This is a genomic window from Acidovorax sp. Root70 (assembly GCF_001428225.1).
GTDB lineage: Bacteria > Pseudomonadota > Gammaproteobacteria > Burkholderiales > Burkholderiaceae_C > Acidovorax.
In genome coordinates, this window is record NZ_LMHQ01000028.1 from 275,680 (window position 1) to 289,508 (window position 13,829).

General features: G+C 67.1%; 6 protein-coding genes. All 6 read right to left on the reverse strand.

All coding sequences use genetic code 11. The features are described from left to right. Positions 1 to 34: 34 nt before the first annotated feature. A complete protein-coding gene (locus ASD94_RS15900; protein WP_056644697.1) occupies positions 35 to 2,329 on the reverse strand; it encodes a penicillin-binding protein 1A in 2,295 nt (764 codons plus the stop codon). Between the two features lie 118 nt (positions 2,330 to 2,447). After that, the gene (gene ligA, locus ASD94_RS15905; protein ID WP_056644700.1) at positions 2,448 to 4,535 is read right to left on the reverse strand and encodes an NAD-dependent DNA ligase LigA; all 2,088 of its coding nucleotides are present in this window, start codon (positions 4,533 to 4,535) and stop codon (positions 2,448 to 2,450) included. A gap of 14 nt (positions 4,536 to 4,549) precedes the next feature. Continuing rightward, on the reverse strand, positions 4,550 to 5,665 hold the full coding sequence (locus ASD94_RS15910) for a hypothetical protein (protein WP_056644703.1): 1,116 nt from the start codon (positions 5,663 to 5,665) through the stop codon (positions 4,550 to 4,552). Between the two features lie 16 nt (positions 5,666 to 5,681). Next, positions 5,682 to 9,206 carry a chromosome segregation protein SMC gene (smc, locus tag ASD94_RS15915; protein WP_056644705.1) on the reverse strand — a complete coding sequence of 1,175 codons (3,525 nt, stop codon included), beginning with the start codon at positions 9,204 to 9,206 and terminating at the stop codon, positions 5,682 to 5,684. A 261-nt stretch (positions 9,207 to 9,467) separates the two neighbouring features. Beyond that, the gene (locus ASD94_RS15920) at positions 9,468 to 10,541 is read right to left on the reverse strand and encodes a diguanylate cyclase (protein WP_056644708.1); all 1,074 of its coding nucleotides are present in this window, start codon (positions 10,539 to 10,541) and stop codon (positions 9,468 to 9,470) included. Positions 10,542 to 10,684: 143 nt separating this feature from the next. Further along, positions 10,685 to 13,750 (reverse strand): EAL domain-containing protein, encoded by a 3,066-nt coding sequence (locus ASD94_RS15925; RefSeq protein ID WP_235510684.1) that lies wholly within the window; start codon positions 13,748 to 13,750, stop codon positions 10,685 to 10,687. Positions 13,751 to 13,829 lie beyond the last annotated feature (79 nt).

Consider the following 13,829-nt stretch of genomic DNA (forward strand, 5'->3'; position numbering starts at 1 on the left):
AGCTGGCCGCGTGCTGAACGCGCGCCTCGGTCGTTCATTCGCCCCCTACCCGCTCTTCTGGAGGCACCGGTGGAGAGACAGAACCCGGTGGGTCGATAGTGACCGGTGGCAGCCCCCCCGCGCCCGCAGGCCGGGGCGGCATGCCGGGCACCGGAGCCTGCTGAGGGTCGGAGCGGAACAGGCCACGAATCCAGTCGCGCATGGTGCCCAGTGAGCTGTCGGGCGGTGGTGGCGGGCTGGTGTCGAACTCGTCCACAAACCGGTCGTTGCCATCGATCACCTTGTTGCGGATGGCCTGCTGCATGAACTCGCCCACCATGGGCAACGCACTGCGCGCGCCCTGCCCCCAGTAGTCGCTGCGCAGCGTGATGCGCCCGTCGTTGAAGCCTGCCCAGGCGCCCGCCACCACGCGGGTGTGCATCAGGATGAACCAGCCATCGGTGTTGTCTTGCGTGGTGCCGGTCTTGCCCGCCACGTCGGCCTGGATGCCATAGCGCGTGCGGATGGCCGTGGCCGTGCCCCGGTCCACAGCGCCGCGCATGGTGTTGCGCAGGGTCTGCGCTGCCCGGGGCGGGAAGACCTCTTCGGGCACGGGCTTGGCAAAGGTCTCCAGCACCTTGCCATTGCGGTCTTCGATGCTGGTGATGAGCACAGGCTCCACATAGCGGCCCAGGTTCACGATGCTGCTGTAAGCCGAGATCATTTCCTTGAGCGTGACCGGGCTCGTGCCCAGCGCCAGGGACGGTACCTCTTCCAGCTTGGACTGCCGCACGCCCAGGGCGCGCGCCGCCTCGGCCACGCGGGCCGGGCCCACCTGCTGCATCACCTGCGCGGTGATGGTGTTCTTGGAGAACGCCAGGCCATCGGCCAGCGTCATGGGCTGCTCGCTGGGCGGGCCGCCATCGGTGGGGCGCCAGACGCGGCCACCGCCCAACGGGATTTCGACCGCGGTGTCCATCAGCGTGTCTTCGGGCGTCGCTCCGTTGGCAAACGCCGCGCCATAGACAAACGGCTTGAAGGTGGAGCCCGGCTGGCGGCGCGCCGCCTGCACATGGTCGAACGGGTCTTGCGCAAAGTCGCGGCTGCCCACCCAGGCCAGCACATGGCCGGTGACCGGGTCTTGTGCCAGAAAGCCCGCCTGCACACGCGTCTTTTCGGCGCGCAGCTTGGCCATGAAGGGGGCGTCGTCCAGCAACGCCTTCAGCGCGTCGTCCGGGGTGTCGCCCTTGTCCACGGCGGCGCGGTACTCGGCGCTCTCCCGCACCAGGGTCTGCACCAGCTCGTTCTTGGGGCCCCAGCCGTTGCGCTGCGACCAGGCCGTGTCTGCCACGCCTTGCAATTGCCGGCCCTGCCGTGCCACCGCCTGGTTGGCATAGGCCTGCAGGCGCGAGTCGATGGTGGTGCGGATCACCAGGCCGTCCGAATACAGGCTATAGCCCTTGCTGTCGGCCCAGTCGATGAGCTGCTTGCGCAGCTGGATCGCAAAATGCGGCGCCGGGCCCATGACCTCGGTCTGGCGTTCAAAGTTGATGCGCAGCGGGCGTTTTTGTAGGGTCTCGAACTGCTTGGCATCGAGCTTGCCGCGCTTGACCATCTGCGACAGCACCGTGTTGCGGCGGGCCTGCGCGCGCTCAGGGTTGAGCACCGGGTTGTAGTAGGCCGTGCCCTTGAGCATGCCGATCAGCGTGGCGCTTTCCAGCACGTTGAGCTTGTCGGCCGACTTGTCAAAGTAGGTGCGCGCGGCCATCTCGATGCCGTAGGCGTTGTAGAGAAACGGCACGGTGTTGAGGTAGGTCTCCAGGATTTCGTCCTTGGAATACGACGCCTCGATCTTGAGGGCGGTGATCGCCTCCTTGAGCTTGCGCGTGAGCGTGCGCGAGCGGCCGATTTCCTCCGGGAACAGGTTGCGCGCCAGCTGCTGGGTGATGGTGGAGCCGCCCTGCGGGTCGCCACGCAGCGTCAGCACCACCGACGACGCCGTGCGCCGCCAGTCCAGCCCGAAGTGCTTGTAAAAGCGGTGGTCCTCGGTCGCTATCAGCGCATCAATCACGTTGGGAGAGATCTGGTTCAGCTCCACCCACTCGCGGTTGGCCCAGCGGTATTCGGCCAGCAGCTTGCCGTCGGCCGACATGAGCTGCGCCGGCAGTTCGCTCTTGGCCTTGCGGATGTCGCTGATGCCGGGGGTGAAAGGCACCAGCGCCAGCGTGAACACCAGCAGCGCAGCGGGCACCGCCACCACCGTCCACAACAGCAGGCGCCGCACGGGCCGGGGAACCCAGGCCAACAGGCCCGCCATGCGGGCCCGGAAAGAAAGCAGCCACTTGTGCATCAATGAATCGCCGGGAAATAAAGGGTCGCTTCAGGACCGCCCCGCCAGGGGCCGGTCAGGAAGGAGAAAGGGGATGGAGAACGCAAAAACAGAGTCGGGCATGGTGCACCGTGCTCCGTCAGACACCCTGGCCTGACAACAGTTCCAGCATGCCGGCTTCGTCCAGCACGGGCACGCCCAGTTCCTGGGCCTTGGCCAGCTTGCTACCAGCCTCTTCGCCCGCCACTACGTAGCTGGTCTTTTTGCTGACGGAGCCGGCCACCTTGGCGCCTGCGGCTTCGAGCATGTCCTTGGCCGCGTCGCGGCTCAGGGTGGGCAAGGTGCCGGTCAGCACCACCGTCTTGCCCGCCAGGATCTGCGGGGCACGCTCGGCCACCGGGCCTTCGGGCCAGGTCACGCCGCAGGCACGCAGTTGCTCCACCACTTCGCGGTTGTGCGGCTGTTCAAAGAAGGTGCGGATGGCCTTGGCCACGATGGGGCCCACGTCGTTGACGGCCAGCAGCTGCTCTTCCGTCGCATCCATGATGGCGTCGAGCACTCCAAAATGCCGCGCCAGGTCCTTGGCCGTGGCCTCGCCCACATGGCGGATGCCCAGGGCAAACAAGAAGCGCGGCAGCGTGGTCTGCTTGGATTTTTCGAGCGCCGCCAGCACGTTCTGGGCCGATTTCTCGGCCATACGCTCCAGCGCAATGAGCGAGGTCAGGCCCAGCCGGTACAGGTCGGGCAGTGTGCGGATCACGTTGGCGTCCACCAGCTGGTCCACCAGCTTGTCGCCCAGGCCCTCGATGTCCATGGCGCGGCGCGCGGCAAAGTGCAGGATCGCCTCCTTGCGCTGCGCGGCGCAGAACAGGCCGCCGGTGCAACGGTGGTTGGCCTCGCCCTTTTCGCGCACCACGGCGCTGCCGCACACGGGGCAGGCTGCGGGCATGCGGAAGTTGGGCACATAGCCCGTGCGGTTGCCGGGCATCACGCCCACTACCTCGGGAATCACATCGCCCGCGCGGCGCACGATAACCGTGTCGCCCACGCGCACGCCCTTCTTGCGGATCTCGAACAGGTTGTGCAGCGTGGCGTTGGTGACCGTGACGCCACCCACGAAAACGGGCGCCAGGCGCGCCACGGGTGTGATTTTGCCGGTGCGGCCCACCTGAACGTCGATGGCTTCGACCTTGGTGGCCATCTCCTGTGCCGGGTACTTGTGCGCCACGGCCCAGCGCGGTTCGCGGGTCTTGAAACCCAGGTCGCGCTGCAACTGCAGGGAGTTGACCTTGTAGACCACCCCGTCGATGTCGTACGGCAGCGCATCGCGGCTGGCACCCACCTGCTGGTGAAATGCTACTAATTCAGTAGCACCTACCGCAACCTGCACTTGCGCTGCCACTGGGAAACCCCATGATTTCAGCGTCTGCAGCATCTCGTAGTGCGTGCGGAACACCGGCCCGCCTTCGGCCGGCGGAGTGATCGCTCCCAGGCCGTAGGCAAAAAAGCTCAGGGGCCGCTGGGCGGTGATGTTGGAGTCCAGCTGGCGCACAGCGCCTGCTGCCGCGTTGCGCGGGTTCACAAAGGTCTTGCCGCTCTGCTCCCGCTGGCGCTCGTTCAGCGCGTCGAAGTCGGCGCGGCGCATGTAGACCTCGCCGCGTACTTCGAGCAAAGAAGGCACGCCGTCGGGCAAGGTCAGCGGAATCTGCCGGATGGTGCGGATGTTGTGCGTCACGTCCTCGCCCACCTCGCCATCGCCGCGCGTGGCGGCCTGCACCAGGCGGCCGTTTTCATAGCGCAGGCTCATCGCCAGCCCGTCGAACTTGGGCTCGGCCACGTATTCGATGGCGGGGTCGGCATCGCTCAGGCCCAGTTCTCGCCGCACGCGCGCGTCAAACGCCTGGGCGCCCGTGGCCTCGGTGTCGGTCTCCGTGTGGATGCTGAGCATGGGCACCGTGTGGCGCACAGAGGCCAGGCCCTCCATCACCGCGCCAATCACACGCTGTGTGGGCGAGTCGGAGGTGACCAGGTCAGGGTGCGCGGCTTCGAGCGCCTGCAACTCGCGGAACACGCGGTCGTATTCGGCGTCGGGCACGGTGGGCTCGTCCAGCACGTAGTACTGGTGGGCCCACTGGTTGAGTTGGTCGCGCAGCGCTTTGATTTTGATAGCAATCTGCGTTTGATTTGCGGGCACTGAGGCCGCAAAAAGATCCAAACTCTCGGTCATGACCGTACCAGTGCTCAGCTGAACAGGCGCCGCGCCAGGACGGAACCTGCCGACAGATCCCGCCCATCGAGCTGGTCGTACAGCAGCTCCAGGTCGGCAGTAATCGGGTCCATGGCCATGGCGGGCAGCGGGGTGCCGTTCTGGTCGCACAGCACGCCGTCCATGGCCTGGCAAAGGGCGGCGGCCACGTCGCGCAGGCGCGCAAAAGGCTGCTCGGTGCGGTGGACCTGGGCGACATCCAGGCTCAGCGTGATGTCGCGGATGGCGGACTGGTCCGGGTCGTCGGCCAAGGCGGCCTGGGTGTCGTAGCCCAGCGTGAGCAAGGGCGGCAGGCCTTGCGTGCTGGCGGGCAGCACCAGGCGGCCGGGCATGGCGCCGGGCACAAAGCCCAGGCGGGCGGCGTTTTGCTGCACGTAACCGGGGCTCCAGGCAGCCTGGCGGGCCCGCAGCATGAACATGAGCTGGGCATCGTGGTCGCTGGCGAACTGGTCCAGCTCGCGGGCGCGGGCCACTTCCTGCAGCATGTCGGGGAAGTCGGGAGCAGCGTTGATGGTGTCGGCAAAGGCCTGGGCCTTGACCACGAACTCGGAGAACTCGATCTCGTTGAGCGCGCCCATGCGGTTGGCCAGTTGCACGCCCGCCTGGAAGGACTGGTAGCGCTGACCGGGGGCCGGGGTTTCCCACTGCTGGGTGGCTTCGTTCAGGCCTTCAATGGCAAAGGGCTTGCTGCCTGCGCGGCGGGTGGGCGGCAGTGCGGCCAGGGCGGCGTCGCCCGACACCACATGCTCGGGCTGCAGCGCTGCGATCACGTCGATCAGCGGGTCCAGCCCCGGGCGGCGCTCGGGCGAATACGGTGGCACGGGCAGTTGCAGGGCGTCGCCCGCGTCCACGGTGTGTTCAGATGGCTCCGGCCCCCGGTCCAGACCGTGGAACTCGCTGGGTGGCATGGCACCGGTCGCGCCCGCATCGAAGCCGGGTTCCAGGCGCTGCGCGGGCTCCGCCGCCGGGTCATGCTCTGTGGGCAGGGCGCGCTTGGGCGCGTTGCGGCGCGAGGTCCAGGTGTTGTAGGCCACGATCAGGGCCAGCACCAGGCCACCGATGATGGCCAGACTCAGTTGCAATGTGCTCATGTTTGAATGAATGGGTTCAAGCGTCCACCATCGACAAAGCGGACTCCATGTCCACTGCCACGATGCGCGACACGCCCTGCTCCTGCATGGTCACGCCGATCAGTTGCTCGGCCATTTCCATCGCGATCTTGTTGTGGCTGATGAACAAAAACTGCGTGCCCTTGCTCATGCTGGACACCAGCTTGGCATAACGTTCGGTGTTGGCGTCGTCCAGCGGCGCGTCCACCTCGTCCAGCAGGCAGAACGGCGCGGGGTTGAGCTGGAAGATGGCAAACACCAGCGCGATGGCCGTGAGGGCCTTTTCACCGCCTGACAGCAGGTGGATGGTCTGGTTCTTCTTGCCGGGCGGCTGCGCCATCACCTGCACGCCCGAATCCAGAATTTCGTCGCCGGTGATGATGAGCTTGGCCTGGCCGCCGCCGAACAGCTCGGGGAACATGCGGCCAAAGTGCGCGTTCACAGTGTCAAAGGTGCCCGACAGCAGCTGGCGCGTCTCACCATCGATCTTGCGGATCGCGTCTTCGAGCGTGTTCATGGCCTCGGTCAGGTCGGCGGTCTGCGCATCGAGGAATACCTTGCGCTCGCTGGCCAGCTTGAGTTCATCCAGCGCGGCCAGGTTGACGGCGCCCAGCGCCGTGATCTCGCGGTGCAGGCGATCAATTTCGCTTTGCAGGCCACCGATGCGCACATTGCCCTCCTCAATGGAGCGGGCCACGGCTTCGAGATCGGCCTGGGCGTCTTGGAGCAAGGTGGTGTACTGCTCCAGGCCCAGGCGCGCGGCCTGTTCCTTGAGCTGGAATTCGGTGATGCGCTGGCGCAGCGGGTCGAGCGCGCGCTCCAGCTGCATGCGGCGTTCATCACTGGCGCGCAGCTTGGTGGTCAGGTCGTCGTATTCGCTGCGCTGGGCACCCAGGGCCTTCTCGCGCTCCATCTTCACTTCTAGCGCGGCCTGCAGACCGCCCTGCGCGGCGGCATCGGACAGGCGGGCGAGTTCGTCGCGCGCGCGCTGCTCTTCGTCGGCCAGTGCCTTGGCCTGCTGGGTGGCGGTTTCGATGGAGCGGTTCAACTCGCCCCGGCGCGCCTCCATGCTGCGCTGTGAAAACGTGGCTTCTTGCGCCTGGCGCTCCAGCGTGCGCTGCTGTTCGCGGCACGCGGTGAGCTTGCGTTCGGCCTCGATCACCTTGTCGCCCAGCTGGGCCTCGCGCTCCTGGCTGTCGGCCAGTTGCATGTCCAGCTCTTCAAAGCGTGCCTCGGCGGCCACGCGGCGCTCTTGCAGGTCGGCCAGCTGGGCTTCGACCTCGGCCAGGTCGCCGTCGATCTGTGCGCTGCGCGCGCGGGTCTGCTCGGCGAGTTGCGTCAGGCGCAGGGTCTCCACCTGCAGCTCGTGCGCACGGCTCTGGGTTTCGGTGGCTTCGCGGCGGGCGGCCACCAGGCGCTGCGAGGCGTCGGCATAGGCGGCCTCGGCGCGGACCAGGGCGGTGCGCGACTCTTCGGCAATCAGGGCCTGGGCGCGCAGTTCTTTTTCGAGGTGTTCGATCTCTTGCGCGCGGGCCAGCATGCCGGACTGTTCGGAGTCCTGCGCATAAAAGCTCACGCTGTGGGCGCTGACCGCATGGCCTGTGGGCACAAACACCACTTCGCCGGGCTGTAGCGTGCTGCGGCGGGCCAGGGCTTCGTCCAGCGTGGGCGCGGTGTAGCAACCCTGTAACCAGTCCACCAACACGGCACGCAGGCCCGCATCATTCAGGCGCAGCAAGTCGGACAGGCGGGCATGGGGCGACGATGTTTCGGGGTGACCCGCAGCGGGGGCGCTGTAGAAGGCCAGCCGCGCGGGCGGTGCGTCATTGCCGCCCGAGCCCAGGAAGCCACGCACCATGTCGAGGCGCCCGACTTCCAGCGCCGCCAGGCGCTCGCGCAACGCAGCTTCGAGCGCGTTTTCCCAGCCGGGTTCGATGTGGATGCGGCTCCACAGGCCTTGCAGGCCATCGAGGCCGTGCTTGGCGAGCCACGGGCGCAGTTTGCCGTCGGTCTTGACCTTTTCCTGCAGGGCCTTCAGGGCCTCCATGCGGGCCGACAGCTCGGCCTGGCGCGCGCTTTCGGTATTCACGGCCTGCTGGCGGGCGCGGCGGTCGTCGTCGAGCTGGGGCACGGATTCCTGCAGCTCGTGCAGGCGGGCCTCGGTGGTTTCAGCGATCTCCTGCGCTTCTTCGAGTTGCTCGCGCAGGTTGGTCAAGCGGGCTTCGTCGGGCGCGGCCAGCGCATTGCGGTCGGTGCGCAGGCGCTCAAAGCGGGCGTCGAGCTGGCGGCTTTGTTCGTCAAAGCTGCGCTGCTCGGCGGCCAGCACGCCAATCTGCTGCTGCACCTGCACCACGCTGCTGCGCTGCTCGGCCGTGCGGCTTTGCGCCTGGCGCAGGGCGTCTTCCAGGTCGGGCAGCTGCATGGCCTGCTCTTCCACCTGGGCGGCCAGCAGTTCGGCACGCTCTTCAGCATCCACGCCCGCACCGGCCAGGTTTTCCAGCTCCACATCGGCGTCTTCCTTGCGGGCCTGCCACTGGGCGATCTGCTCGGCCAGCTGCACCAGACGTTGCTCTACGCGCTGGCGGCCTTCGACCACATAGCGGATCTCTGCTTCGAGCTTGCCGACCTCGGCCGTGGCTTCATACAGCCGGCCCTGGGCCTGGTTGACCTGGTCGCCCGCAGCGTAGTGGGCCTGGCGGATGGTTTCAAGGTCGGACTCGACGGCGCGCAGGTCGGCCATGCGCGATTCGAGGTCGTTCACGGCCTGCAGACCATCGAGGCGCACCTTGTTCTGCTGCTCTTCGGCCTCGGCCCGCTTCAAGAACCATTGCTGGTGCTGCTTGAGCGTCGCGTCTGCGTGCAGCGTGTTGTATTTGGCAGCCACCTCGGCCTGCTTTTCGAGCTTTTCGAGGTTGGCGTTCAGCTCGCGCAGGATGTCCTCGACCCGCGTGAGGTTCTCGCGCGTGTCCGAGAGGCGGTTTTCGGTCTCGCGGCGGCGCTCCTTGTACTTGGAGACCCCGGCGGCCTCTTCGAGGAACAGGCGCAGTTCCTCGGGGCGGCTTTCGATGATGCGGCTGATGGTGCCCTGGCCGATGATGGCGTAGGCGCGGGGCCCCAGGCCCGTGCCCAGGAACACGTCCTGCACGTCGCGGCGGCGCACGGGCTGGTTGTTCAGGTAGTAGCTGCTGGTGCCGTCGCGCGTGAGCACGCGGCGCACGGCCACCTCACCGTATTGGCCCCACTGGCCGCCCGCGCGGTGGTCGGAGTTGTCGAACACCAGCTCCACACTCGCGCGGCTGGCCTGCTTGCGGGTGGTGGTGCCGCTGAAGATCACGTCCTGCATGCTCTCGCCGCGCAGCTCGCTGGCCTTGCTCTCGCCCAGCACCCAACGCACCGCATCCATGATGTTGGACTTGCCGCAGCCGTTGGGGCCCACCACGCCGACCAGTTGCCCGGGCAGCATGAAGTTGGTGGGTTCAGCGAACGACTTGAAGCCGGAGAGCTTGATCGAGGTAAGACGCACGGATCAGATGGCGGATAAAGGCAGGAGGGACGCGGGGGTCAACCAGGGCGCCGGTGCGCAGTCCCGGCGTAAAACACACCGGCAGGGCCGGGTGTGGGCAAGGCCGGAATGATACCGCGCCGCCTGCCCGGCTCCGTGGCCCTGCGGTCGCCAGGGGGGCCTGGGGGTGCTCTCTACCAAAAAATCGAGCAAAAACCGCCTGATGCGCTAGTGCAACATGGTTTGTTTGCTATCAAAATTGACAACCCAAAACCACCCGCCTTATGGCAGCACACACACCTGGTTACGCCCGCCCGACTTGGCCTGGAACAGGGCCTCGTCAGCTCGGGCCACGGCCTGGGGCAGATGCTGGAGCGCAGCGATCTCACAGGCGCCGATCGACACGGTGAGCTGCTCGGGCTCGGTGATGCCCTCCACCGCGCGGCGCAGTTTCTCGGCCACCTTCAGCGCGTCGGGCAGCGCGGTCTGCGGCAAGCAGACCAGAAACTCCTCGCCGCCCCAGCGAATGATCTCGTCGCCGCGCCGCAGCGCATCGGCCAGCACCCGGGCCACGGCCTGCAGCGCCTGGTCGCCGGCGTCGTGGCCAAAACGGTCATTGATGCTCTTGAAACGGTCCAGGTCCAGCAGCAGGATGGTCGAGGCAGGCTCGAACAGCGAGGCGCGGTACACGCGCCGGTCGATCAGGTCCACCGCATGGCGGTTGAGCAGCCCGGTGAGCGCATCGTGGTAAGCGGCGCGCTGCAGCTCCTGGCGCTCGGCGGCCACGGTCATGAGCGAGCCGAACAGCTCGGCCAGCCCGGCAAACAGGCTCACGCCGACCTCGTCAAAGTAGCCATCACGGTCGGCATACAGCACAAAGATGCCGCTGTAGCCATTGAAGGTGGAGGCAATGGGCAAGGCCAGCACATGGTGAATGCCGTGGTGGCGCGCCGCCTCGCGCCAGGGGCCAAACGGTGAGAACTGCGACACCGTGAAGGGGCCTGCAGCCTTACCGTCCAGCGTGGCAAACGCTGGGCCGATGCGGGTGAGCAGGTTGCGCTCGATGTTCAGCGACTCGGCATAGGCGGCCGCCGGGCCTGCGTACACCTGGGGGCGTATGGTGTGCGTGTCGGTCGGGCCAAACCAGGTCCAGGCCAGGCGTACATGAGACGTGACATCCACGATGGCTTGGCACACCCCGCGAATGATCTCCAGCTCGCTGCGCCCCAGGATCAGCTTGGCGGAGCGCTTGAGCAGCATCTCGGCAATCACCGAGCGTTCGCGCTGCGCGTCAAAGTCCTGCGTCGATGGCGCCAGGGGCATGGGTGCGGGCGGCGAGTGCTTCTTGAAAAACATGGAGGTGGCGGCGAACAGGCGCCTGCATCATAGGTGGCTCAGCCAGCCTGCGGGCGCAAAGGGTTTCCAAAAGAATCTCCGTTCCCGCATTGCCTCCCAGACACTGCCCGCAGCCACCTGCACCCGGCGCGGGCCTGGCGTCATCAAAGGCTCCCGTCCAGTGCACCATTGGTGCGGCGTACCAGCGCCTCGAACTCGTCCACCGCCACGGCGGGACTGAGCAGGTAGCCCTGCCAGGCGTGGCAGTGGTGACGCTCTAGAAACTCGCGCTGCGCCTCGGTCTCCACGCCCTCGGCAATCACGCGCAGGCCTAGGCTGGTGCCCAGCGCCACCACGGTGCGCGCAATCGCTGCGTCGTTGGGGTCGGTGAGTACGTCGCGCACAAAGCTCTGGTCGATCTTGAGCTGGTCCAGCGGCAGCCGCTTGAGGTAACTCAGCGACGAATAGCCGGTGCCGAAGTCGTCGAGCGAGAAGCCCACGCCGTACCCCTTGAGCTGGCCCATCTTGTCGATGGTGTCCTCCACGTCCTGCAGCAGCAGGCCTTCGGTCATCTCCAGCTTGAGCTGGTGGCCGTCGGCCCCCGCGCCCGCCAGCGCCGCCAGCACCTGGGCGACAAAGCCGGTCTGGTGGAACTGCCGTGGGCTCACGTTGACCGCCAGGCTCAGCAAGGCCAGCTCGGGCTGCTGGGCCCAGGCCGCCAAGCGACGGCAGGCCGCCTGCAGCACCCACTCGCCCAGCGGCAGGATCAGGCCGGTTTCTTCGGCCAGCGGGATGAAATGTGCGGGCGATATGAAACCATCGCGCGGGTGCCGCCAGCGCAGCAACGCCTCGGCCCCGGTGATGCGGCCATGGTCGATCTGGGGCTGGTAGTACAGCTCGAACTGGCCCTGGGCCAGGCCCACCCGCATGTCCAGCTCGAGCGTGGCGCGGGCGCTGACCACGGCCTGCATCTGGGGGTCATAAAAGCGCAAGGTGTCGCGCCCTGCATTCTTGGCCTGGTACAGCGCCAGGTCGGCGCGCTTGAGCAGTTCGTCCACCGTCTCGCGCGTGCCGCTGTAGAGGGTGACACCCATGCTCAGCGAGCTGTGGTGTGCGTCGCCATCGATCTGGTAGGGCTGGCGCAGCACCCCCAGAATGCGCTGGCCCACGTCTTCGGCGCGCGCGGCGGCTTCCTCGGGGCTGTCGCCCAGGTCTTCCAGCACCACGACAAATTCATCGCCGCCCTGGCGGGCCACGGTGTCGTCCTCATGCACGCAGCTGCGCAGGCGGTGTGCCACCTGCAGCAGCAAGGCATCGCCCCGGTCGTGGCCGCGGGTCTCGTTGACGGTCTTGAAGTTGTCCAGGTCGAGCATCAGCAACGCGCCGCTGCGGTGGTGGCGCGCGCTGGTGGCCAGCGCCTGCTGCAGCCGGTCCATGAGCAGGCGGCGGTTGGGCAGCCGGGTGAGCGGGTCGTAGTAGGCCAGCTGGTTGATCTCTTCCTCGGCGGCCTTGCGCTGGCTCAGGTCCTCCATCGTGATCAGGCGACCCCCGTCGACAAAGATGCCCGATATCTCGACCGGCTTGTACTTGCCATCCGCGCAACAGATCGTGTACTCGGCCAACGGGATCACACCCAGGTGCTTGGCGTCCAGCAGCCTTTGGCGAATCGCATCACGCTCCGCAGCATCAGGGTAGGCGCGCTGCCACCAGGTGTCGGTGTCGGGCACCTCCTCCTGGGTGTAGCCGCAAATCTGGACATAGCGCTTGTTGCGGAAACTGATGAGCCCATCGTCCTGCACCAGGCACAGGCCCATGGGCAGGCGCTCCAGGATGCTGCGCAGACGCTGTTCATTGGCGCGCAGATTTTCTTCCATGCGCTTGCGCCCGGTGATGTCCTGCACCACGGCAATGTGGTAGCCGGGTGCGGAGCCCGACGTCCACATCGACGACACCGTCAAGTCGCCCCAGACCTCGTGTCCGTCCTTGTGGATGTAGCGTTTTTCCAGCCGGTATTCGGGCACATCGCCGCTCTGCAGCCGTCGGGCATGGGCCAGGTCCGCCGCCAGGTCGTCCGGGTGGGTGAGGCTCTGAAAGGTCATGCCCACCAGCTCCTGCGGGGTGTAGCCCAGGATGTCAGCGTAGCGCTGGTTGACGCGCACGAACTGGCCGGTGGATGAATCCACCTGGGCGACGCCCACGGTGGCCTGGTTGAAGAGCGCGCGAAACCGTTCTTCGCTCTCGCGCCGCGCCTCGTCGGACAGCTGGGCACGCACCAGTGCCAGGGTGCGCTGGCGCACCAGCAGGGCCACGGTGGAAGCCAGCAGCAACGACACCAGCGCAGCAGCCAGCCCCGCCAGCCAGGGCAAGCGCGTTTCGGACGCGGTCAGGAACGACCGGGTCGGGTAGAAGGTGAGCTGCCAGCGCCGGTCATGCACCGCCAGCTCGCGCACCAGGGGCTGTGCGCCGGGCAGGCCCTGGGCCGTCGGCTCCAGCAGGGTGCGCACGGCGGTGTCATTCGAGTCGGTGCGTATGGGCCCCAGGTCCACCATGGAGACGGCGATCCCATTCAGGAACCCCTGGCTGCCAAGCCCCTGTACCAGGTCATAGACCCGCAGCGTGGAGGCCACCGCCCCCACAAAACGCTGCTCTGCCGTGCCCGCCGTGGGGTCGAACACCGGCACACGGATGACGATGCCCGCGCGGTGCGCGCTTTCCTGCAGCAGGTCAAACGGGGCGGACACCACGGTCTGCCCGCTATCACGGCTGTAGCGCATGGCCGCCAGGTTCGTGGGCTGGGCGCTGATGTCCAGCCCCAGCACGCTCTCGTTGCCAAACAGAGGCCAGAGGTACTCGGCCACGAAATACTCGGCACGCTCGCCAGGCGGGTGAATCTTGAACTGGGGGAAGCCTTCGGGTGACATCGAGGTGTCGGCCCGCACGCGGGCCTCGTAGGCCTCCCTGTCGCGCCCCGGCACCCAGCGCGTGAAAGACAGATTGCGCACGCCGGGGTAGCGCTGGCCTACCTCCATCTCGCTGGCGGCACGTTCAAAGTCCAGGCGCGACAAGCGGGGGTTGGCGGTGAACAGACCACGCAGGCCGTTGACGACCTCGGTGTGTCCGGCAATGCGCTGGCTCAGCGCCTCGGAGAACGCGCGCGTTTCCTGGGTAAAGCGGGCTTCCTCGATCTGCGCCATCGACGCGGCCTGGTGCTGCGCGAGCCAAAGACTCATCAGCAGCCCCAGGACGGCCACGCCCACGCCTGCCACCCAATGCCGATAGCGGCTTGGGAGTGCCTGGGCAACCTGCGGG